Origin of the sequence: Mucilaginibacter terrenus (assembly GCF_003432065.1) — a bacterium.
Classification (GTDB): domain Bacteria; phylum Bacteroidota; class Bacteroidia; order Sphingobacteriales; family Sphingobacteriaceae; genus Mucilaginibacter; species Mucilaginibacter terrenus.
This window is the reverse complement of the sequence record NZ_QWDE01000004.1, coordinates 135,092-156,570: the sequence shown is the minus strand read 5'-3', so window position 1 is coordinate 156,570 and position 21,479 is coordinate 135,092. Positions and strand designations below refer to the sequence as shown.

The following is a 21,479-nucleotide window of genomic DNA, read 5'->3' as shown; positions in this document are numbered from 1 at the left end:
CTTTTATATTTAAGTAAGATCCAATTACTGGCTCTGGAACTTTTTAGCGTTTATTTTACGCTCGTTCTCGTTAAGGTATATCTTACGCATACGGATGCTTTGCGGGGTTACCTCAATGTATTCATCTGCCTGGATGTACTCCATTGATTCTTCAAGCGAGAATTTGATAGCAGGTGCTATACGTACGTTGGTATCGCTACCTGATGCGCGCATGTTGGTTAACTGCTTGCCTTTAGTAAGGTTGATAACCAAATCGTTATCACGAATATGCTCGCCAAGTACCTGTCCTTCGTAGATATCTACACCCGGATCGATAAAGAAACGGCCGCGATCCTGTAATTTGTCAATTGCAAAAGCAGTGGTTTTGCCGGTATCCATAGAAACCAGTACACCATTTAAGCGGCCCGGGATCTGGCCTTTCCAAGGCTCATATGCTTTAAAGCGGTGAGCCATAATTGCCTCGCCACCAGTGGCAGTAAGTACGTTGTTACGTAAACCGATAATACCACGTGCAGGGATATCAAACTCTAAGTGCTGTAAATCGCCTTTTGGTTCCATTACAAGCAGGTCGCCTTTACGCTGTGTAACCAGCTCAATAACCTTACCTGCAACATCGCCCGGTACGTCAACAATCAGTGTTTCAACCGGCTCGCATTTTACACCATTTATTTCTTTGATGATAACCTGCGGCTGGCCAACCTGTAACTCGTATCCTTCGCGACGCATGGTCTCGATCAATACTGACAAGTGAAGAATACCGCGACCGTACACCAGGTAAGAATCAGGAGATTCGGTCTCAACTATCTTCAGTGCCAGGTTCTTCTCCATCTCTTTGTACAAACGATCGCGCAGGTGGCGTGATGTTACAAACTTGCCCTCTTTACCAAAGAAAGGTGAGGTGTTGATAGTGAAGAGCATGTTCATGGTAGGCTCGTCAATTTTAATTACCTCTAATTGCTCAGGGTTTTCAAAATCAGCAATGGTATCACCAATGTCAAAGCCATCTATACCTACAACAGCGCAAATATCACCGGCACTTACCGATGTAGCTTTAACTTTACCCAAGCCTTCGAAAGTGTAAAGTTCTTTAATACGTGATTTTTGGATAGTTCCATCGCGTTTTACTAAAGATACCGGCTGGTTTTCTTTGATAACACCGCGGGCAACACGGCCAATTGCGATACGACCTACGAAAGATGAATAATCTAACGAGGTGATCTGCATTTGCAAAGTACCTTCATTGATAGGCGCTGGTGGGATGTTCGCTAAAATTGCATCCATCAACGGGAAAATATCTTCCGTTGGTTTTTTATAATCGGTGCTCATCCAGCCTTGTTTAGACGAACCGTAGATAACCGGGAAATCCAGCTGCTCTTCGGTAGCTTCAAGGTTGAAGAAAAGTTCAAATATCTGTTCGTAAACTTCTTCAGGGCGGCAGTTTTCTTTATCTACTTTGTTTACAACCACAATAGGTTTCAAGCCAAGTGCCAGAGCTTTTTGGGTAACAAAGCGGGTTTGAGGCATAGCGCCTTCAAATGCATCGCAAAGTAATAGTACGCCATCCGCCATTTTTAACACACGCTCAACCTCACCGCCAAAGTCGGCGTGACCAGGGGTATCAATAATGTTGATCTTAACGTCTTTGTACTTAACTGATACGTTTTTAGATACGATAGTGATACCACGCTCACGTTCAAGGTCGTTGTTGTCAAGTATCAATTCACCAGTTTCCTGGCCATCGCGAAAGATCTCGCAGCTGTGTAAAATTTTGTCAACCAAAGTGGTTTTACCGTGGTCAACGTGTGCGATGATCGCAATATTTCTTATTTTTTGCATAAAATGCGGACTCTAAATTTTGCGCAAAGGTACGGTTATTAACTGGGATTAAAAAACGCCAACTGGTTTTTACAATTGTTTGATGGAGAGTTAATTCCAACTTAATGTATCCGCTACCTTGCGGTTATATCAGCTTTTGTAGATTTAAGCCGGTTTTCCATTAAAACCCTCTAAACCATGGCCTGTGTACCAATGGTGAAAAAGCCCAGGGAATAGAGCTCAGGATTACTAATAATCCGATGCTGAACCAAATGGCCTGCGTGCGAAACTTTTCAAGATCTTTAGCCTTACGTTTAGCTTTAGATGAGCCTATAGTGATGAGTGTAATGGCAATAAACATCATGGTGACATGCTCCATACCAAAAAATCGTACATCGCGCATCCGAACTGCCGTGCCGAAGTTGTGTATAAAATAAGTGGTAATAGGGCTAACCACATACAGCCACAGGCCAACAACAAATTGTATATGGGAAATGGTTGCTGTTGTATGCCTCACCTTATCTTCAAAGCGGGAGTACTTTTTTTTGCCAAGCCAGCCATAATAAGAACGGTAAATAGCAAAAAGCAAACTAGCCAGCACCAGCCAGCGGACAAGCGAGTGAAGAGGAAGAATTAGGTTGTACATGTAAGCTTAAAGACGAACAGACAAAGAAAACATTTTAAAGCAGAAAAGATAATTTCCCGCTTATGTCTATCTATTTTCCAAACGCCCAGCACAGGAACTTCGGCATAGCTTTTCCCCAGGTTTCTGTATCGTGTTTACCGCCTACTACTTCCAGGTACTGTATGTCTGCAGGCCGGGTATAACCTTTTTTTTCGAGCTCTATAATAATGTCAATAGTATCATCTATCGAATCAATAATGCCGTTTTTGTTCCGGTCGGCAGTTTCGTCTCTGGTACCCGTTTGCAGCCAGAACTTTAATTCAGGTTTGCCCTCAGTAGCTTTAATAACGCTGTGCATCAAACGGTCGTCAGCAGTATAACCTTTTGCCAGGTCCTTACTCCGCCACCAGAAGGACGCAGAAAAAGCACCTACTTTATCAAAAAGATCCGGGTTATTCCAGGCAACGTCAAACGCGGTTAACCCGCCGAGGGAGCATCCCGCGAAAGCGGTGCTTTCAAAATGTTCTATGCCGGTCTCCTGGTATATCCCCGGCAAAAGTTCGTTAACAACAAATTGAGTGTACAGGTCGGCCTTATCGCCGCGGTTTTTATAATCTGGTCTACCTGCTATGCCGTATTCCTGCAGGCGATCTTCACCTGCATGTATAGCAACCACAAGTACCGGACGTAAACAATTGCGCTCATACAGGTTTTCCATGGTGTCCACCAGTTTTAAGTTGCCCAGTTCCTGCCCGTCGTTTAATAATAACAGGTGCATAGGCTCCATTACACCCTCGTCAGATGGCAGCAACAGGGTGCAGGTGACATCGCGCCCGAGTACGTCAGAGTTTATTATTAATTCCTGTGTGGTAATAGTCATTTTAGTAGTTGTACTGTATAGGTACATATAGTTTAACAATTAAGGGGCACAAAGGTAAGCGTACTTTTCATTAAAATGTGAAGGCACAATTATTTGGCATGATATTGACATTTACTCACTATCCTGCTATCTTACCATCTTAATAGAAATACTTTGACAGAGCAATATCACCGCTGGCATTCACCTAATTTAAATCTGGATATGGAAATGCTGGTATTTGGCGACCGGGGTTATCCTTTGATCCTCTTTCCTACTACCAAAGGCCGTTTTTATCAGAACAAAGATCAGGGCCTGATAGACAGCGTTGCCTGGTTTATTAACGAGGGGCTGGTGAAAATATATTGCCCCGATACCATTGATGACCGCAGCTGGTATGATAAAGGCATCCATCCGGCAGACCGCGCCCGCAATTACGCGTGGTATGATAAAATGCTTACCGATGAGCTGATCCCCTGGGCGCAGCATGAAACAGGTGTTGGCAGGGTAGCTGTAGCAGGATGCAGCTTTGGCGGTTATCATGCGGCAAACTTTGCCTTTAAGCACCCGGAAAAAGTAGCGCACCTGTTCACCATGGGTGGCGCATTTGACATTAAAATGTTTACGGATGGCTACCATGACGAGAATGTATACTATAACAATCCGGTAGATTTTGTCCCAGGGAGCAATAACGAGTGGCTGTGGCGCATGAATATCATTCTCGGTACATCAGACTATGATATCTGTAAAGATTACAACATCAATATGTCAAACATTCTGCGCGAAAAGAACATTAATCATTGGTTGGACATTCGACCGTTTGCTATGCACGATTGGCCAATCTGGAAGGAGATGTTTCCACACTATTTATCAACCATAAAATAATTGAGAGTTAAAATATTACGAACGAACAACGACAACTACTTAACCATACTACCATGAAAAAAATAGGCATATTGTTTGGGCAGGAGAACTCCTTTCCGCAGGCTTTTGTAGATAGAATTAACGAGAAGGCGGAAAAAAACATTTCGGCAGAGTTTGTTCGTATTGACAAAATGATACAGGGTGAGTCACTGGGCTACTCGGTTATTGTGGACCGTATTTCGCAGGATGTACCTTTTTACCGGGCTTCTTTAAAAAACGCTGCAATAAGCGGCACTGCGGTTATTAACAACCCTTTTTGGTGGAGCGCCGATGAGAAGTTTTTTAATAACGCGCTTGCAGTTAAGTTGGGTGTGCCGGTGCCCAAAACTGTGTTGTTGCCTTCAAAGGATCATCCCGATGGCACAACTGACCGTTCTTTTCGCAACCTGGCTTTTCCTTTAGATTGGGATGCTATATTTGATTATGTTGGATTTCCCGCTTACATGAAACCATTTGATGGTGGAGGCTGGCGCGACGTATATAAGATAAGCGATAAAGAAGATCTTTGGGAAAAATTTGCCCAAACCAAACAACTGGTAATGCTGCTGCAGGAGGAGATCATATTTGATGACTATTTCCGCTGCTATTGCATAGGTGGTAAGCATGTACGTATTATGCAGTACGAACCCCGTAACCCGCACCATCTGCGTTACGAGCACGGCAAAGCACCGGCTGAGAAAAAGATGCTGGACACCATTACAGATTATGTTTTAAAGTTGAACCAGTACCTGGGATATGATTTTAACACGGTAGAATTTGCCGTACGTGACGGTATACCATATGCTATTGATTTTTGTAACCCCGCGCCGGATGCAGAAGTAACCAGCGTTGGACAGGATAATTTTGAATGGGTGGTAGAAACCGCCGCCGATTATGCCATCGAGCGTGCAAAAACACAAAAAGAAAACCAGGATAACCTTACGTGGGGAGAGTTTGTAAGATCTGGCACAACTGGTAAACCACTGATAGCTGCTGCTAAATCAAAGGCTTCTAAAATAAAGGATGTAACAGTAAGCACAGTAGATCACCCGATAGAAGAAGAACCAAAGTTGAGGCCTAAGAAAGCAAAAGCGGCCGCTGAGCCTAAAGCTAAAAAGCCTGGAGCAAAGAAATAAATGCAACCTAACCACTAACCAATTATGAACGAGTTCACCCTAGGTGTTGAAGAAGAATTCATGGTGATAGACCCTGTAACCAGGGAGCTAAAGTCGCACGAACAAAAGATTGTTGATAGCGCGCAAAAGATCCATGAAGACCAGGTAAAAGCCGAAATGCACCAGGCAGTGGTAGAGGTGGGCACCCACATTTGCCGCAATACCGCCGAAGCACGTGCCGAGGTGACAAAGCTTAGGGGTACCGTGGCTCAGCTTGCAGGAGATCTTGGGTTGCGCATAGGTGCTGCTGGTACGCACCCCTTCTCGCACTGGCAGCATCAGTTGATAACAGATCACCCAAGGTATTTCGAAATCGTAGACGAATTACAGGAAGCGGCACGGTCTAACCTCATCTTCGGCTTGCATGTGCATGTAGGCATACAGTCGCGCGATATGGCGATACACATCGCCAACCAGGCAAGGTATTTTCTGCCGCATGTGTATGCATTGTCAACTAACTCACCGTTTTGGGAGGGCAGGAATACCGGTTATAAATCATTCCGTACAAAGGTTTTTGATAAGTTTCCACGCACCGGCATACCTGATTACTTTGCCAGTATTGAAGATTACGACAACTATATTAAGCTGCTGGTAAAAACCAATTGTATAGACAATGCGAAAAAGATATGGTGGGACCTGCGCGTGCACCCGTTCTTTGAGACGATTGAGTTCCGCATTTGCGACTGCCCAATGCTGGTGGATGAAACAATGGTTTTTGTAGCGTTGTTCCAGGCAATTTGCGCCAAGCTGTACAAGCTTCGTCAGCAAAATATGAAGTTTATCACTTACAATCGTGCACTTATTAACGAGAATAAGTGGCGTGCAGCCCGGTATGGTATAGACGGCAAAATGATTGATTTTGGCAAAGAGCTTGAAGTGAACACACGTGCATTGATACTGGAACTACTGGATTTTATAGACGATGTAGTTGATGACCTGGGTTGCCGGGAAGACCTGCAATATATACACAAAATTTTAGAGCACGGTACAGGAGCCGACAGGCAACTAGCTGTTTACAATCAAAATAATAACTTTGCAGATGTAGTGGATTACATTACATCACAAACTTTAAAAGGAGTATAGCCGGGCATTTGCTTAAGGGTAATACAGAGATAAATAATGAACACAGATAAACCGGAAATAAGGATCGCCATACTTGACTTGTACGATGGTATTGCAAACGAGGGGATGCGTGGTTTCCGTAATATACTGGAGCGCTATAAGGCAGAGCATGGCCTTAATTTAACCTACGAAGTATTTGATGTACGCCGCAAAGCACAGGTGCCGGGCGTGAACTTTGATGCATATATTTCCAGTGGCGGCCCAGGTAGCCCATTGGACAGTGAAGGCAGCGAATGGGAGAAGAAGTACTTTCGGTTGATTGATAAACTTGAAGATCATAACTTAAGTAACAGGACGGATAAGAAGCACGTTTTCTTTGTTTGCCATTCTTTTCAGCTGATGTGCCGCAAATACAAACTTGGAGAAATAAACATGCGCAAGTCGCCGTCTTTTGGGATATTGCCTGTACACTTTACAGCCGGGGCACAGCATGAGCAGGTATTTGAAGGATTGCCAGACCCGTTTTACACGGTAGACTCGCGCAGTTGGCAGGTAATCAACTCTGATTATAAACGTTTTGATGATTTGGGCATGAAGCTATTGGCATTGGAGAAGGAACGCCCGTATGTAGACCTTCCGCGTGCGATGATGGCCATACGCTTTACGCCTGAGTTCTTTGCAACACAGTTTCACCCGGAAGCAGATCCTGTTGGCATCAAAAGCATGCTGTTGCGTGAAGACAAAAAAGACGAGGTGATAAACGAGCACGGCGAAGCCAAGTATAAAGAGATGCTGGAGCGATTGGATGACCCTGACAAAATTGCACTTACCCAAAAAACAATCATTCCGAACTTTTTGAATGAAGCGATACTGGGAGTAGAAAGAGTAGTTTAAAGCCGCGCTGTGCTATTATTCAGCATCATTAATTGGATTTTATAAATAGCTACCATTATGAACCCATTGCTGAGAAAAGCCTTCAATGAGAACTTTACCGAAGATAAGTACGCAGAGTTCCTTTTGTCTCTTAATGCCGGCTTGCAGAAACCTATAGAATTTCGAATTGCCGAGTCGCCGGTGTTTCTTACTGATGACTTTCGTGATAAGCTGATCCAGGCAGGAGAGGAGATCATCGACACCATATTGCAGCCTGGGTTTAAAGAACTTACCGACAGGGCTATTCCTGAAAAGTGGAAGGTAGCAAACGAGAGGGGGCATCCGCACTTTATAGCACTGGATTTTGGCATCTGCAAAGACGAAGCAGGAAATGTTGTTCCTAAGCTGATCGAATTACAAGGCTTCCCGTCGCTGTATGGCTTCCAGGTACACCTTGCAGAAAACTACAGGCACACGTTTAATATTCACGGTAACCAAACCATCTTCTTTAACGGATTAGACAAGGCATCGTACTTGCAGCTGTTAAAAGAAACCATCCTCGGTCCTTACAGCCCGGAGGAGGTAGTGCTAATGGATGTGAATGCTCACAATCAAAAAACCGCTGTCGATTTTTACGTAACTCAAAAATATTTAGGAACACCGATAGTTGCTCTTGAAGAACTGATACAGGAAGGTGATCAGCTTTTTTATATGATGGGTGAGGAGAAAAAACGCATTCGCCGCATCTACAATAGGTTGATATTCGACGAAATAGATAACGATCCTGAAATTTTCAATAAAGCGCCGGATATCCGGCAGCCGCTGGATGTAGAGTGGATAACTCACCCCAACTGGTTCTACCGCATAAGTAAGTTTACAATGCCTTTTCTTAAAGGTGATTATGTGCCCAAAACTCAGTTCTTGCATGAAGTTAAGGAGCTGCCTGAAGACCTGCACAACTATGTGTTAAAGCCGCTCTTTAGTTTCGCCGGCCAGGGCGTGATCATAGATATAATGGATGGCGACATTGAAAATATTACAGATCCGGAAAACTGGATATTGCAGGAAAAGGTAAGCTATGAGCCGGTGGTGGAGTCGCCTGACGGGGGCGTTAAGGTGGAGGTTCGCCTGCTTTACCTTTGGCCTGATAAAGACGAAAAGCCTACTCTCGCCATCAACCTGGCGCGTTTAAGCCGCGGCAAGATGATTGGTGTGCGTTATAACAAAAATTTTGATTGGGTAGGCGGCACAACTGCATTCATGCATAAATAATAGTATACTTTTTTAACGCTAGTTGCGTATATATAAAAGTATTAATTTTGCACCGATGAATATACAGGCCATCATTATAGTAGTATTATTTGCAGCAGCTGTATTTTACGTTGGCCGTATGGTTTACAAGCAGCTGTTTACCAAAAAAAGCTGTGGCAGCAACTGTAAATGTGGCGTCGATTTTTCAAACGTTCAGCCGCACAAGCAGTAATATAATAAGTGCATTGTTTTTGTCTTTGCAGTATCCTATCGTTATAAGAAGTTTTCATGTCCAATAAACAGGTCTTTCAGGCTGATCATCCCGGCAGGTGGAACCGGTTTAAATGGATCAGCCGGTTCTTTATTGTCGTAATTATTGTGGGCGGCATAGCTGCGGCCATAACTATTACTTCTACCGAGTATCCGCTGCTCCCCAACCTTGACCCTGTCCCCAAAAAAATTTCTAAAGAGGACCTCGATGCACTTAAAAAATCTAAGCGCTATAAAGATTTTAAAGTCGAGAAAGCTGTTATAGAAGAACTGGCGCGTGCCCGCCGGCACCATCAGCTTAAGCACCCTAATAATGCAAATCGCCTAAACGTTGCTTTTTACCGTCCGTGGGAGCCGCAGGCTTATAACTCCCTGCAGCAATACCTCAAACATCTGGACATGGTAGTTACAGAGGGTTTCGGCTTTAGTCAGCATGCAGATACTTTAAAAACCCAGCTGGATACCGGCCTCATCAACCTTAATAAACGTTGGAAGAAGCAGGTTTTGGTTACGCTATCCAATTATGATAACGTTAAGGGCGGTTATGACGTAGATGAAGTAGAGCATATTTTTGGCAGTAAACCGCTGCGCACCGCTTTTATAGATAGCCTGGTAAGTAAACTTAAGCACTATAAGTTCAACGGAATAAACGTAGATCTTGACGATGTAAAAGATCGTAATGGAAAGAACTATATAGCTTTCCAGAAGGAATTATATGCCACTATGCACGCTAATGGCCTGCTGGTTACCCAGAATGTTGTTCCGGAAGACGAAGCTTATGATCTTAAACGTTTGCAGCACGTAAACGACTATCTTTTTGTGATGGCAATAGACCAGCACTATGATGGTAGTAACGCCGGGGAGGTGAGCAACCAGCATTGGGTGGAAGAAATACTCGACGAAGTTTGCAACCAAATACCTAGTGAAAAAGTAATACTAACATTTGCCGGAGGCGGGTACGATTGGCCTGAAAACAGCATTGGCGTATCAGCAGGCTATCAACAAGCAATAAGTACAGCTCACGAGAAAAAGAAAACTGTTGTGTTTGATCCGGTATCGGCCAACCTGCACTTTAGCTACCTGGGTAACGATGGGTTCAACCACACTATTTATTTTGCCGACGCAGCAACAAACTTTAACATCATCCGCATGGCGGACGATTGGGCCACCGGCGGTGTAGCGCTTTGGAGGCTTGGTGCAGAAGACCCACGCTTATGGACGTTCTTCCAAAAGAACCTTTCTGTTGACTCGTTAAAGAAGACCGGGGTAGACATAAGGCACCTGACAACCGTTGGCTTAAATGATAAGATAGATTATGCAGGGGAAGGCGGCGAGGTGCTCGACTTAATAACAGTGCCGCGTGCGGGAGAGATTCGCGTGAAGATGGACCCCAACAATTTTGTAATTACTGGTCAGGATTACATTAAGCTTCCTACCAAGTATGTGATACGCCGGTACGGGCAAAAAAGGGGGAAAGTTGTACTGACTTTTGATGACGGCCCCGACCCGGAATTTACGCCGCGTATATTGGACATCCTTAAAAAGGAAAAAGTGCCGGCCTCATTCTTTGTGGTTGGGTCAATGGCCGAGAAAAATATTCCGCTGCTTAAACGAATCTATGACGAAGGTTATGAGATAGGTAACCACACGTTCTTCCACCCGGATATATCTACAATCAGCCTGGATAGGGTAATTTTGGAATTGAATGCCACCCGCAAACTTATTGAGTCGGTAACGGGGCGCAGCACCATACTGTTTCGGCCCCCATTCAACGCGGATGCCGAGCCTCAGACGCTTGCAGAAGTAATACCCGTGGCCGAGAGTCGCAAGCAAAGCTATATCACCATTGGAGAGTCCATAGATCCCTGGGATTGGCAGCCTGGTGTAACAGCAGATAGCATTGTTGCGCGTACCATAAGGCAAAAGGATAATGGATCGATGATATTGCTGCATGATGCAGGTGGCGATACACGCGAGGAAACCGTAAAGGCATTGCCGGAGATCATCCACTACTTTAAGAGCCATGGTTACCAGTTTACAACCATTGCGGATGTGCTGGATAAGACGAAGGATGACCTGATGCCGCCACCAACTTCTGACGATAAAACTTTTTGGGGTAGATTTTATGACGTAGTTATTGTTGGATTTTTCCTGGGTAACAAGTTTATTTTTTACCTATTCCTTTCTGCAATATTCCTTGCTATCGGGCGCATAGTTCTTATTGGGATACTTGCGGTAAGGCAGTTTTTCGAAGATAAAAAGCAAACACCTGAACCTGTAACGTTGCCACCTGTAAGTATTATTGTTCCCGCTTACAACGAGGAGGTTACCGCTACTGCTACCATTGACAGCCTCCTAAAGCTGGAGTACCCTAATTTCGAGATCATATTTGTAGACGACGGCTCAAAGGATCGTACTTACCAGGTAGTAAAAGACGCGTATGCCGATCACCCCTTAGTAAAAGTACTTACCAAGCCAAACGGCGGAAAAGCATCGGCACTTAATTTTGGTATATCGCACGCGCAGAGTGATTTTGTAGTTTGTATTGATGCTGACACCCAACTGCGAAGCGATGCCATTTACCAACTGATGATCTATTTTACCGATGAGGAAATAGGTGCTGTTGCAGGTACGGTGAAAGTGGCTAATGAGACAAACATCATCACGCGCTGGCAATCTATAGAGTACATAACCGCGCAAAATATGGATCGTCGCGCATTTGATTTAATTAACAGCATTACGGTTGTGCCGGGTGCGATAGGGGCGTTCCGTAAATCTGCCATCTTCAGGGCAGGCGGTTTCACCTACGATACTTTGGCGGAGGATTGCGATTTAACGATGCGTATTCTTAAGCAAGGCTATATTGTAAGAAACAGTGCCGAGGCTGTGGCTTATACCGAAGCTCCAGAAACAATACACATGCTGCTGAAACAACGCTTTCGTTGGAGCTTTGGCGTGATGCAAAGTTTTTGGAAGAACAAGGATGCGCTGTTCAACAAAAAGTATAACTTTTTTGGGATGGTAGGGATGCCAAATATTCTCATCTTCCAGATCATACTTCCGCTGTTCTCACCACTGGCAGATCTAATGATGATATTCGGCTTGTTAGGCGATAAACCCTGGAAGATACTTACCTATTACCTGGTGTTTGTTTTGGTGGATATGCTGGTAGCTGTTGTTGCCTTTAAAATGGAAAAAGAGAGCTATAAAAAGCTTATCTACATTATACCTCAGCGTTTCCTCTGGAGGCAGCTTATGTACTACATCCTGTTTAAATCTATCCGCAAGGCGCTCAAAGGAGAACTTAGCAGTTGGGGTGTATTAAAACGTACCGGTAATGTAACCATATCCAAGCAGGCCCTGGTAGGCGACGAACCACCCGAGTAGTGGGCTTGCGTACAGTTTATATAAGTTAAACCATTATAACAAAGCGGCGTTATTCAATTAATTGCCGCTTTTTTATTGATTTTGTTAACTTGCAATCAATAAACCCGGAAAGAATAATGAAGAGATTATTATTGATAGTAGCACTACTATCGCCTGTTATTGTATTAGCACAAAAAACAATGCCCAAAACTTTTGATCTTGTAGTTGGAGCTTACACAAAAGGCAGCAGCAAAGGTATAGCTGTTTATCGCTTTTATGCCGAGACGGGTCGCGTTGCATACCTGAGTCAGATTGATGGCGTAAGCAACCCCTCGTACTTATGCATATCCAGCAACAATAAATTTGTATACGCCGTAAACGAAAATGATGAGGGAGAGGTGAGTGCCTTTTCATTCGAACCAAAAACAGGCGCGTTAAAGTTTATTAATAAAGTGTCTACTTTAGGCGGTGCGCCATGTTATGTGTCTATTGATAAAGCTCAAAAGAGTTTGTTCGTGGCTAATTACAGCGGTGGTAACATTGCAGTACTGCCATTAAATGAAGATGGTTCTATTGCACCTGCTGTACAAACCATTCGCGACCCGGGGCATGGGCCCAATGCTGCTCGCCAGGAGAAAGCGCATGTACACACCGCTGTGTTATCCCCCGACGAAAAGTACGTTTTTTACACAGACCTTGGCACCGACAAAATTAATGTTACGAAGTACAAAGCAAAGAAAGATAATCCGCTTACTCCCGCAAAACCGGCATTTTACAGCATAGCACCTGGTGGCGGCCCAAGGCATATCGATTTTTCTGCAGACAAAAAGCACCTTTACCTAATACAGGAAATGGGCAGCGCTGTAACGGTGTTTGACTATGATAATGGTAAGCTTACCCAAAAACAAACCGTAACGCTTTTACCCGACGGCTTCACCGGTTCTACAGGTGCAGCAGACATACATGTTTCTCCGGACGGGCGTTTCCTCTATGCTTCTAACCGTGGTGACGCAAATGATATTACCGTTTTCTCTATTAACCAGGAGAATGGCGAACTTACGTTTATTGACCGTAAGCCAAGTGGTGGTAAAAGCCCGCGGAATTTTGTTATTGACCCAACCGGCAGCTTCCTGCTGGTAGCTAATCAAAACAGCGACAATGTATTTGTTTACAGGATAGACAAGAACACAGGAAAGCTGATGCAGGCTGTATCCAGATTGGATATTGGCAGCCCGGTTTGCCTTAAGTTTGCTCCAGCTCAGTAACCATTACAATGATAAAAAAACAAGAAAGCCCTCATCGAACGACGAGGGCTTTCTTGTTAAATGAAGTTTATAAAGTATCTTATTGTTTGGTAAAGGTGTAAACAACATAACCGGTACCGCTGCCCACCGCAACTGGTGAAGTTAAGGTCATGCCGGTATCGCTTACAGAAGAGATATTTAAACGGTATCCTTCAGCTACGTTCTTAGCTTTATCACCTTCATAAAGCTTTTTGAATTGAAACTGTGTGCCGGTGCTGCCACCGTTGTAAACAGACCAGAAGATGGTTTGTGACTGCCCATTAGTGAGGGTATATAGTCCGTTACCACTATTGGTAAGTTTCCAGGTACTGCCGATGAATGCTGCTGGTGCTGCCTGATCAAACACGTTTTGTACAGCGTTTGGAACCAAGCCATCATAACTTACGTTTGTCAGCGTCCATGTGCCAACAAATTTACCACGGGATACGCTTGCAGATGTTGAACCATCGGCAGTAGTGCTCTTAGTGCTGGAGCATGCAGTAAATACCAAAGCTATAGCTAAAATGGCAAGGGATGAGGATAATATCTTTTTCATGATTGTTGTATGTTTTTGTTCTGCTATTAACATACTTCATGCCAAAAGGTTGCAAACTATTTATGCCTGCTGTTTGCTAAGCGCAATAATCTCCTCGTAGTAGCTCTCATAAATTGGCATTATATTGCTTAATTCAAACGTTTTTGCACGGGCCAGCGCATTTTCTTTGAATTGCGCTAAACGGGCATCATCCTCTAAAATGTAGATCGCCTTTTCGGCCATTCCCTGTACGTCACCAATGTCTTTCAGGAAACCGGTAACACCATCCACGTTCAATTCTGGCAAGCCGCCTGTGTTTGTGCTTATTACCGGCACTTTGCAAGCCATAGCTTCCAGTGCCGCCAAACCAAAGCTTTCTGATTTAGATGGCATCAGGAAGAGGTCTGCAACTGAAAGTATTTCTTCGATAGCGTCTTGCTTACCGAGGAAACGTACATGCTCATTAATGCCCAGATCGCGGCTTAGCTGCTCACAAAGCGAGCGTTCGCCGCCATCACCAACCATCAATAGCTTGGAAGGAATGGTTTTTACCACTTCGGCAAATATCTTCACGACGTCCTCGGTGCGTTTTACCTTACGGAAGTTAGAGGTATGCACCAGCACACGTTCTCCGTTTGGTGCAATGGCTTTCTTAAAGTGATCCTTAGGTTTAAGGCTAAACCTATTGAGGTCGATAAAGTTAGGGATCACTTTTATGTCCTTTTCTATATCGAAATATTTGTAAGTATCGTCTCGTAAATGCGCTGATACTGCAGTTACACCGTCAGATTTATTAATGGAAAATGTTACCACCGGTTTGTAGGTGCGATCTTGCCCTACGAGAGTGATATCCGTACCGTGCAGCGTTGTTATTACGGGAATGGTAATACCGTAGGTAAGCAGGATCTGCTTGGCCATAAACGCTGCAGATGCGTGTGGGATGGCATAATGTACATGCAGTACATCCAGCTGTTCAAAGCGTACTACATCAACCAGTCGGCTGGCTAATGCAAGTTCATAAGGCGGAAAGTCAAACAGCGGGTAATTACTTACGGCAACCTCGTGGTAGAACAGGTTCTCTGAAAAAAGATCAAGACGAGCCGGCTGATTATAAGTGACAAAATGAACCTGGTGACCCCTGTCGGCAAGGGCCTTACCTAATTCCGTGGCTACTACCCCGCTACCGCCAAATGTGGGGTAACATACAATTCCGATCTTCATTTATGCTGATACGATTTAAGCTGAAAATGATCTTTCGCGACACACTGCGCAATTGATTAACAGCGTGCAAGTTTAACAGCATTTTATGATAAATGTGTTAGCGCTTTGTAAAGATTATATGGGGAAAGGAACGGAGCTTAAACTATGCTATACCGGCAACCCAGTTCACAATAGAAGCGTCCAGTATGTTATTTATAGCATCCAGTGCAGCCTTGCTCTTTGATACCCGTTCAACATCTTTTTTATAAAAGAAATGGTTAACGCCAAGTACCTTTAACAAACCATCTATTTGGGTGTGCTCGTGACTTTTATAACAGCAGATTTTTATATTACGGTAAAACGGATTTGAGCTAAGTCGGCGCAGCACATTCTCGAGGTTAGCACCCATATGATCATGATCAAAAAGGATTACATCGGGTTTAAACTCGTAAATACAAGGGAAAATTGTGCCCGGAGCAGAGACCTGCCGTACGGTATTGTAACCGGATAGTTGCTTTTCGGGAAATGCTTTTGGTGCAACCAATAGCACTCTTTTAGAACGCGTACGGATCATGCTCAAATCAATTAAGGTATTGTAAAGGTAAAAGGTACTTTTTACAATGTCAAGCCTGATTTTCAGTTAGTAATACAACCACTTAAACACCGCTAGCCTAATGTTGCGGTGTAGCGTGACCTGTAGGATTTACATTGCCTTTACTGCTCGAGTCTTTACGGCTGGAGTCCTGTGCCGAATTGCTGGTGTCGGGCTTAGCGCCTGAATTTAAAGAATCATTACCACTGCCAAGCGTTGCATTATTCCTTTTAGGATCGCAGGCAGCGAAAGTTAGGGCTATGAGGGTAGTTATTGCAAATGCTTTGAGGGTCTTCATGGTATTAATTTAAAGTTCATAATATTAACCCATGTATTTTAATCTTGTTTTAAAAATAAAAAGCAGGGCTTTTAGCCCTGCTTTTTAATGTATTTAGTTGATATTACTTGATCTCGAATACGGCGTTTATCTGGAAGCTAAGCTTTATTTTCTTAAAGTCTACGTCAGATTCTGGAGCTGCTGCATCGGCCATTGATGCTTTAGCCATGTACATAACGTTGCGCGGACTAGGGAAACTGCTGTTGTCGTTTTCTACAATGTTCAGTGCACTGCCAAGTTTATCGCCTAAGCCGTTCACTAGGAATGCAGCCTTATCACGCGCGGCAAGCAATGCTTTGAGTTTCAAGTCATTTTTAACTGTATTGATCTTAGAATAATCGTAGCTATCAATATTGGTGTACTGGATACCCTTTGCATCAACCTTGCTTAATATTTGATCGAACTTGTTCAAATCGCGGAACTTGATGCCATAAGTTTTGCTGGCCAAAAAGTCGGGATTCTTCTTTTTTTCAGTAGCGTAATTCCATGAAGATAAGCTGTTTATGGTGAAATCTTCTTTTGCTATGCCAGCTTCAGCAACCGCTTTTTCCAGCTGATTTTCAAGTTGTGATATGGTCACTTTCTTCTTGCCATCCAGGTACTCTTTAAGTGAGATGGATACATTAATAATGTCTGGGGTAACCTCCTGCTCGGCTATGCCGGTAACCTCTATTTTACGGCGCAGATCTACCGTTTGGGCAAATGTTGTTGCGGTTGATGCGATGAGCGCGGCTAGTACAATTAACTTTTTCATGTGAGTGTCTTTAATTACTTTGTAGATGAGTTTACGCTGCTAAGGTTTAATATGTAACAGCGATGAAACATTTAGATGTAAACTCAAACTGCCATCAAGTGTTTTTTAGACGCAAAATATTGGTCGCTGGTACTTTGCTTTAAAGTTAACCATAGGGGCAAATGCGTGGACAAAAACCTGCAAAAACCACATTTTTGTGCAGTCGAAAGTTGTTGCTAGGCGCGTCTGTATAAAACAAGCTAAATTGTGCACGCTTTTGCAGGTAACCCCTAATAAGGTACCTGTTTTTTGCATACGGAATGGGTGATTATGCCGGCCTTTGGTTGTAGTTGTCACCTCCTCGGTTGGCACGAGTTTCATAATGCGGGCTGGTATTTTGTACTTGTTGTTTGGTGTTCCTTAGCTCGGCGCGGCGGTTGCGCATAAGGCGCTGGCGACGGCGTTTCAGTACGTACCGGGAACTCCAATGATCGAACGTGCCGGTGACGGCTAATATGCCACCGACGACAAAACCGGCGATCATAAGAATGATGAATATATGGAGCGCGTTTGACAGCAGATCTTTCATAGTAAATTATTAAGTGTATAGGCTATGGCAATAGCCATGCCTATTTTCCTTCTTAAAACTTCTCTTTGTTTTAATTTACTCTTCCGCTTACCATATTACGCTAAAACCTACGTAGGTATTTCGCCGCTACCAGCTCACCATAAGGCACATCTGCAGTTTCTGATAAACTGAACCATGGCGAACCATTTTGCAGTACTTGTATGTTTTGCGCAGGCATAAAACTCTGTGCCAACATAAACATCTTCTGATGCGATGCATTCTCTGCAACATCAACCACAATAAAGCAGTGCCCCGGCGAGCCGCCGTGTATGAAGATATCACCGGGCTGCAGCGCTGCTGTATTCTGAACAGCTTTTAGTTCCTTCTCCAGGGATATAGTGCCGGCGTAGCTAAATACCAGGGTTAGGTAACGCATAAAGCTGCCGTAGCTGTAATCTTTGCCCGTTTTTAACCCAGCGCTCACTGCTGTACCGGTAGCCATCTGCATAATGTACAAAGTCGCATTTAAAGCCGCTGGTGAAGTTAAAGGCAATTGCCTTGTAATTGTTTTGTTTGTACAGGTACTCTGCACGCAGGCGTATAACGGCGTCTGCGCATTGCTGCAGGTCCTGTGTGCCGATGCTTAAGTCTACCACCGCCGCGGTATAAGCGTCTGTGCGGACAGTTGCACCCTTGTATGTTTTGGTTTGCGTGCCGGCGGGTTTAAGCGGTAACGATTGCAGGTAAGCGCCAAAGCTACCCGCAGGAGCTGCAACCCTGTGGTAACCTGCAGGTGGGTTAAAACGGGTGCTGATTACGTCGGCTGGTTTAAAAGCCGTGTTAATAAGCAGCAGAAGTATTAAGGCAAGGTGTTTCATTTAGTGATTGCGCTTTTAAGTTGGGTGTAAGGATTGAAGGGCGCGGGTATATCATCGGCTAATTTAAAGGCCGAAAAGTGCAGGTGCGTGGGCGAGCGTTTTTGGTAGGCGTTAAAACCTGTGCGACCCACCTCTGCTATTTTCTGGCCTTCCTGTACATTATCACCAGGCTTAACAAATATTTGCCGGTTGTGCGCATAGTAGGTGAAGAATCCTTCTGGATGATAGATCCAGATGTACCTGCCACCCCGCATATTGCCCTGTGCATCCCACTGGTTGGTACATGCAACAACAATCCCCGCTTTAACTGCTAATACGTTTACAGGCTTGAGCATGTGGTCATCCATACAGTCCTGGTTTTTGTCGCTGATGAAAATGTCATGTGCGGGGTGTGCACCATGTTTGTTGCCATCAAGATAACGGAAGCCTTTGTCGGAGTAGCCGTTGCCGTTGGTGCCGCCTACTGCCTTGTAGCTGTAGCCTTCAAGAGGAAATGCCCAGTTGGCGCCATTGCCGCTGCCGGTGGATGCCGATTGTTTTAAAAGAAAAGCTTTAAACTCCTTAAATTTCTTTTGTGCATCTGCTTTGGTAACCTTACCCTTTAATACCTGGTTGTTAAATGTGTTGAATTTATCATAAACAGTACTGTCGGCTTGCGCAAGTGCAGCGTCAGCAATAAACAAAAAGACAATAAAGGCTAAAAGCTTTTTCATAAACAGATGATGTAAGGTAGGTAAAAAGCAGAATATATACGCCTTAAAGCAAGACCAAGCACGTATTACGTCTCGTGCTTGTAGTAGTCGAAACACACCCCTGCCCCTCTCAAGAGGGGATAAGATGCATTCAGGATCTTTGGAATTATAATAATATCATTCCGCCCAAACCCGCTCTTCTTCCCTTATACGTACTGTAAGCATAACAGCATTCAGAAGGGTAAATATTATAGCGGTGAGGTATAGGCCGAAAACCATAGGAATGACGATGATCTCGCAGATCACAATAAAGTAATTGGGGTGCTTAAAGTATTTATATGGGCCTTTTTTTATGAATATAGAATTAGGTATGCGCAGGATTTTGGTGTTCCAGTATTTGCCCAGGGAGGAAAGCGCCCATATTTTAAGTGAAATAAGCAACAGGAATAAGATCAGGAAAACAAGGCTGAAGCTGCCGCCCCAACTAAAGTACTCCACAATCATGGAGATAATGAAGCACGTATGCAGCGCAACAATAAACGGGTAATGGCCTTGCCCGTATTCGACAGCCCCCTGGCTGCGTGCCCAGGCTTCATTGCGTTTCGCAACAACCAACTCCAGCAGGCGTTGGGCGATTACGAAAACAATAAAGATGATAAAAGCCATATTTAATTGTTCTTCATTTCCAGTAATACCATTTCGCTGCTAAAGCCAGGCCCCATAGCCAGCATCAGGCCATAACCATCCTCAAAACCATCGGTTATAAATTTATCCAGCACGTACAAAACAGTAACGCTGCTCATATTACCGTTTTCGTTCATCACCTGGCGGGTGTTCTTCAAAAAGTCGCCTTCTGCCTGCAAAGTGTCCTCATAAGCGTCAAGTACTTTTTTGCCGCCAGGGTGAAAAATAAAGTTCTTAATATCCTTCAGCTCCAGGTTTTGTTTGGCCAAAAACGCGTCGATATCTCCCCGAATGTTTTGGTGAATAAATGTAGGAATATCTTTACTGAAAAGTACCTTAAAGCCGGTGTCTTTAAAGTCCCAGCCCATTACTTCAAGTGAGTCATAGTACAACTTACTGCTGGACGCTACGGGCTTTACGCCTGTATTGTTGGTGTGGTTGTCGCCTTTAAGAATAACAGCTGCAACCCCATCGCTAAATAAGCTGCTGCCGATAAAGTTGCTCTTGCTGTAGTCGTTGTTGATCAGCGTGAGCGAACACAGCTCCACCGCTACCAGCAGCACTATCGCATCCGGATTGGCTTTGGCCAGTGTATTGGCTTTGGCCATGCCGCTCACGCCACCGCCGCAGCCCAGGCCCCAAACCGGTATACGGTTGATGTGCGGATCGAGCCGCATTTTATTGATAATGAGCGCATCTATACTTGGTGTTGCCAAGCCGGTGGTCGAAACAAAAACCAGGTCGGTAATTTCCTCGTTGTTGATGCCCGCTTTTGCAACGCATTCCTCAATTGCCTGAATACTGTACTCCAAAGCATTGCTGATGTAGTCGTCATTACGCTGCTCAAAGGTGTTGGGTTCTGCGTAGTAGCTGATGGGCTTGCAGAAGTTACGGGTGACAATCTCCGTATTGTCGAAGGCCGGCATCAGCCTGTCTACCTGCGGAAAGTTTGGCGCAAATAAAGCCCGTGCCTGCGCTTTAACTTCAGCCTGTGGTACTTTATAAGGGAGGGCAATACCCGATACGGATGCAATAGATGGCATAAACTGGATTAATGGCAGTGTAACCTGCGTTAGAAACTATAATACGGTAACAGCTGAAATTGTTTGTGATTGCCAGGTGTTGGTCACCAATAATTTACACAGCTACAATGCCGTAATTACGCATTAATGAAGCAGACGGTTGCCGATAGGCAATTAAAACATCAGCCGGTTATCCGCAAGCTATATTTTTCCAACAGCCCGGGCAGCCCGTGGACAGAAAAGCGCGCGTTTTTAACTACATTATCATCCGGGTCGATAGTGAAGTTGTAGGACGTACGCAGGTCGGCGTTCCTGAGGATGGTTTGGCTAAACGCCGCACGATGAAGGTCGCAGTTGACAAACTTGGCGTCTGTAAGGTCAGTATCCGAAAAGTCGGCTTCGCGCAGAGAGCAGTCCGTAAAGTTGGCTTTTTTATTCTTCTTTCGGTGAAAAACAGCATGATCCAGCACGCATCCTTCAAAATTAACAGCAAACAGGAAATCGAGACCTTTACTAAAGTTTACCTCATTTAACCGGCAGTTCTTGAACACAGCGTTCTGCAGACCTGAATTCCCAATATCGGCTTGTGTCAGGTCGCACTCTTCAAATACACAGTCGATGAAAATGAAACCGTTAAGGTAAGCCTTAGGCCATAAGCAAGCTTTGAAAGTGCAGTTCTCGTAAGTGCCGGCTGCTTTCAGGTCTGCTACAGCCAGGCTGGTAAAGGTTTTATCTTCGATGGTGTTTGCCATGTGGCGA

General features: G+C 44.4%; 21 protein-coding genes and 1 pseudogene. 8 read left to right on the top strand and 14 right to left on the bottom strand.

All coding sequences use genetic code 11. The features are described 5' to 3' along the window. Positions 1–24 precede the first annotated feature (24 nt). The 3 genes from typA to DYU05_RS18035 all read right to left on the bottom strand — a co-directional run bounded on the left by typA (position 25) and on the right by DYU05_RS18035 (position 3,320). Complete coding sequence (gene typA / locus DYU05_RS18045) at positions 25–1,836, bottom strand: translational GTPase TypA (RefSeq protein WP_117384547.1); 1,812 nt, start codon at positions 1,834–1,836, stop codon at positions 25–27. Positions 1,837–1,996: 160 nt separating this feature from the next. After that, the gene (locus DYU05_RS18040; protein ID WP_117384546.1) at positions 1,997–2,461 is read right to left on the bottom strand and encodes a hypothetical protein; all 465 of its coding nucleotides are present in this window, start codon (positions 2,459–2,461) and stop codon (positions 1,997–1,999) included. Between the two features lie 70 nt (positions 2,462–2,531). Beyond that, positions 2,532–3,320 carry an alpha/beta hydrolase gene (locus tag DYU05_RS18035; protein ID WP_235854052.1) on the bottom strand — a complete coding sequence of 263 codons (789 nt, stop codon included), beginning with the start codon at positions 3,318–3,320 and terminating at the stop codon, positions 2,532–2,534. 153 nt (positions 3,321–3,473) lie between these two features. On the opposite strand from DYU05_RS18035, the gene DYU05_RS18030 reads away from it, so the two are divergent. From DYU05_RS18030 to DYU05_RS17995, 8 genes are all read left to right on the top strand, one after another. After that, the gene (locus tag DYU05_RS18030; RefSeq protein ID WP_117384544.1) at positions 3,474–4,181 is read left to right on the top strand and encodes an esterase family protein; all 708 of its coding nucleotides are present in this window, start codon (positions 3,474–3,476) and stop codon (positions 4,179–4,181) included. Between the two features lie 53 nt (positions 4,182–4,234). Beyond that, complete coding sequence (locus DYU05_RS18025; protein WP_117384543.1) at positions 4,235–5,335, top strand: ATP-grasp domain-containing protein; 1,101 nt, start codon at positions 4,235–4,237, stop codon at positions 5,333–5,335. Positions 5,336–5,359: 24 nt separating this feature from the next. Next, entirely contained in the window at positions 5,360–6,457 is a 1,098-nt protein-coding gene (locus tag DYU05_RS18020) for a carboxylate-amine ligase (protein ID WP_117384542.1), read from the top strand. A 36-nt stretch (positions 6,458–6,493) separates the two neighbouring features. After that, on the top strand, positions 6,494–7,330 hold the full coding sequence (locus DYU05_RS18015) for a type 1 glutamine amidotransferase (RefSeq protein WP_117384541.1): 837 nt from the start codon (positions 6,494–6,496) through the stop codon (positions 7,328–7,330). A gap of 57 nt (positions 7,331–7,387) precedes the next feature. Continuing rightward, positions 7,388–8,581 (top strand): hypothetical protein, encoded by a 1,194-nt coding sequence (locus DYU05_RS18010; protein WP_117384540.1) that lies wholly within the window; start codon positions 7,388–7,390, stop codon positions 8,579–8,581. Positions 8,582–8,636: 55 nt separating this feature from the next. Continuing rightward, positions 8,637–8,792, top strand: coding sequence for a FeoB-associated Cys-rich membrane protein (locus tag DYU05_RS18005; protein ID WP_117384539.1), 156 nt, complete (start codon positions 8,637–8,639; stop codon positions 8,790–8,792). Between the two features lie 56 nt (positions 8,793–8,848). Continuing rightward, positions 8,849–12,217: a glycosyltransferase gene (locus tag DYU05_RS18000; protein WP_117384538.1), complete on the top strand. Its 3,369-nt coding sequence runs from the start codon at positions 8,849–8,851 to the stop codon at positions 12,215–12,217. Positions 12,218–12,333: 116 nt separating this feature from the next. Then, complete coding sequence (locus DYU05_RS17995; protein ID WP_117384537.1) at positions 12,334–13,461, top strand: lactonase family protein; 1,128 nt, start codon at positions 12,334–12,336, stop codon at positions 13,459–13,461. 79 nt (positions 13,462–13,540) lie between these two features. On the opposite strand, the gene DYU05_RS17990 is transcribed toward DYU05_RS17995, so the two are convergent. The 11 genes and pseudogenes from DYU05_RS17990 to DYU05_RS17935 all read right to left on the bottom strand — a co-directional run bounded on the left by DYU05_RS17990 (position 13,541) and on the right by DYU05_RS17935 (position 21,472). After that, positions 13,541–14,035, bottom strand: coding sequence for a hypothetical protein (locus tag DYU05_RS17990; protein ID WP_117384689.1), 495 nt, complete (start codon positions 14,033–14,035; stop codon positions 13,541–13,543). Positions 14,036–14,095: 60 nt separating this feature from the next. Further along, positions 14,096–15,235: an N-acetyl-alpha-D-glucosaminyl L-malate synthase BshA gene (gene bshA, locus DYU05_RS17985; protein WP_117384536.1), complete on the bottom strand. Its 1,140-nt coding sequence runs from the start codon at positions 15,233–15,235 to the stop codon at positions 14,096–14,098. A 142-nt stretch (positions 15,236–15,377) separates the two neighbouring features. Then, entirely contained in the window at positions 15,378–15,788 is a 411-nt protein-coding gene (locus tag DYU05_RS17980; protein ID WP_117384535.1) for a hypothetical protein, read from the bottom strand. A gap of 97 nt (positions 15,789–15,885) precedes the next feature. Beyond that, positions 15,886–16,104: a hypothetical protein gene (locus DYU05_RS17975; RefSeq protein ID WP_117384534.1), complete on the bottom strand. Its 219-nt coding sequence runs from the start codon at positions 16,102–16,104 to the stop codon at positions 15,886–15,888. Between the two features lie 103 nt (positions 16,105–16,207). Continuing rightward, positions 16,208–16,897 carry an SIMPL domain-containing protein gene (locus DYU05_RS17970; RefSeq protein WP_117384533.1) on the bottom strand — a complete coding sequence of 230 codons (690 nt, stop codon included), beginning with the start codon at positions 16,895–16,897 and terminating at the stop codon, positions 16,208–16,210. Between the two features lie 307 nt (positions 16,898–17,204). Further along, the gene (locus tag DYU05_RS17965; RefSeq protein ID WP_117384532.1) at positions 17,205–17,465 is read right to left on the bottom strand and encodes a hypothetical protein; all 261 of its coding nucleotides are present in this window, start codon (positions 17,463–17,465) and stop codon (positions 17,205–17,207) included. Positions 17,466–17,565: 100 nt separating this feature from the next. Continuing rightward, positions 17,566–18,322, bottom strand: a pseudogene (locus DYU05_RS21355) (DUF4846 domain-containing protein). Beyond that, entirely contained in the window at positions 18,319–19,035 is a 717-nt protein-coding gene (locus DYU05_RS17950) for a M23 family metallopeptidase (protein ID WP_117384529.1), read from the bottom strand. The pseudogene DYU05_RS21355 and the gene DYU05_RS17950 overlap by 4 nt, the downstream one beginning before the upstream one ends. 156 nt (positions 19,036–19,191) lie before the next feature. Then, a complete protein-coding gene (locus tag DYU05_RS17945; RefSeq protein ID WP_117384528.1) occupies positions 19,192–19,680 on the bottom strand; it encodes an isoprenylcysteine carboxyl methyltransferase family protein in 489 nt (162 codons plus the stop codon). A 2-nt stretch (positions 19,681–19,682) separates the two neighbouring features. Continuing rightward, on the bottom strand, positions 19,683–20,741 hold the full coding sequence (locus DYU05_RS17940) for a type III polyketide synthase (RefSeq protein WP_117384527.1): 1,059 nt from the start codon (positions 20,739–20,741) through the stop codon (positions 19,683–19,685). Positions 20,742–20,902: 161 nt separating this feature from the next. After that, positions 20,903–21,472, bottom strand: a complete 570-nt coding sequence (locus DYU05_RS17935) for a pentapeptide repeat-containing protein (protein WP_117384526.1) — start codon at positions 21,470–21,472, stop codon at positions 20,903–20,905. Between the last annotated feature and the right edge of the window lie 7 nt (positions 21,473–21,479).

What these genes read in the sequence shown, in the direction of transcription:
- DYU05_RS18015 (WP_117384541.1), top strand. Translation starts at nt 6,494, where the DNA reads ATGAACACAGATAAACCGGAAATAAGGATCGCCATACTTGACTTGTAC.
- typA (WP_117384547.1), bottom strand. Translation starts at nt 1,836, where the DNA reads ATGCAAAAAATAAGAAATATTGCGATCATCGCACACGTTGACCACGGT.
- DYU05_RS18025 (WP_117384543.1), top strand. Translation starts at nt 4,235, where the DNA reads ATGAAAAAAATAGGCATATTGTTTGGGCAGGAGAACTCCTTTCCGCAG.
- DYU05_RS17970 (WP_117384533.1), bottom strand. Translation starts at nt 16,897, where the DNA reads ATGAAAAAGTTAATTGTACTAGCCGCGCTCATCGCATCAACCGCAACA.
- DYU05_RS17995 (WP_117384537.1), top strand. Translation starts at nt 12,334, where the DNA reads ATGAAGAGATTATTATTGATAGTAGCACTACTATCGCCTGTTATTGTA.
- DYU05_RS17945 (WP_117384528.1), bottom strand. Translation starts at nt 19,680, where the DNA reads ATGGCTTTTATCATCTTTATTGTTTTCGTAATCGCCCAACGCCTGCTG.
- DYU05_RS17950 (WP_117384529.1), bottom strand. Translation starts at nt 19,035, where the DNA reads ATGAAAAAGCTTTTAGCCTTTATTGTCTTTTTGTTTATTGCTGACGCT.
- DYU05_RS18010 (WP_117384540.1), top strand. Translation starts at nt 7,388, where the DNA reads ATGAACCCATTGCTGAGAAAAGCCTTCAATGAGAACTTTACCGAAGAT.
- DYU05_RS18040 (WP_117384546.1), bottom strand. Translation starts at nt 2,461, where the DNA reads ATGTACAACCTAATTCTTCCTCTTCACTCGCTTGTCCGCTGGCTGGTG.
- DYU05_RS18020 (WP_117384542.1), top strand. Translation starts at nt 5,360, where the DNA reads ATGAACGAGTTCACCCTAGGTGTTGAAGAAGAATTCATGGTGATAGAC.
- DYU05_RS17990 (WP_117384689.1), bottom strand. Translation starts at nt 14,035, where the DNA reads ATGAAAAAGATATTATCCTCATCCCTTGCCATTTTAGCTATAGCTTTG.
- DYU05_RS17935 (WP_117384526.1), bottom strand. Translation starts at nt 21,472, where the DNA reads ATGGCAAACACCATCGAAGATAAAACCTTTACCAGCCTGGCTGTAGCA.
- DYU05_RS18005 (WP_117384539.1), top strand. Translation starts at nt 8,637, where the DNA reads ATGAATATACAGGCCATCATTATAGTAGTATTATTTGCAGCAGCTGTA.
- DYU05_RS18000 (WP_117384538.1), top strand. Translation starts at nt 8,849, where the DNA reads ATGTCCAATAAACAGGTCTTTCAGGCTGATCATCCCGGCAGGTGGAAC.
- DYU05_RS17965 (WP_117384532.1), bottom strand. Translation starts at nt 17,465, where the DNA reads ATGAAAGATCTGCTGTCAAACGCGCTCCATATATTCATCATTCTTATG.
- DYU05_RS17980 (WP_117384535.1), bottom strand. Translation starts at nt 15,788, where the DNA reads ATGATCCGTACGCGTTCTAAAAGAGTGCTATTGGTTGCACCAAAAGCA.
- DYU05_RS18035 (WP_235854052.1), bottom strand. Translation starts at nt 3,320, where the DNA reads ATGACTATTACCACACAGGAATTAATAATAAACTCTGACGTACTCGGG.
- DYU05_RS17940 (WP_117384527.1), bottom strand. Translation starts at nt 20,741, where the DNA reads ATGCCATCTATTGCATCCGTATCGGGTATTGCCCTCCCTTATAAAGTA.
- DYU05_RS17975 (WP_117384534.1), bottom strand. Translation starts at nt 16,104, where the DNA reads ATGAAGACCCTCAAAGCATTTGCAATAACTACCCTCATAGCCCTAACT.
- bshA (WP_117384536.1), bottom strand. Translation starts at nt 15,235, where the DNA reads ATGAAGATCGGAATTGTATGTTACCCCACATTTGGCGGTAGCGGGGTA.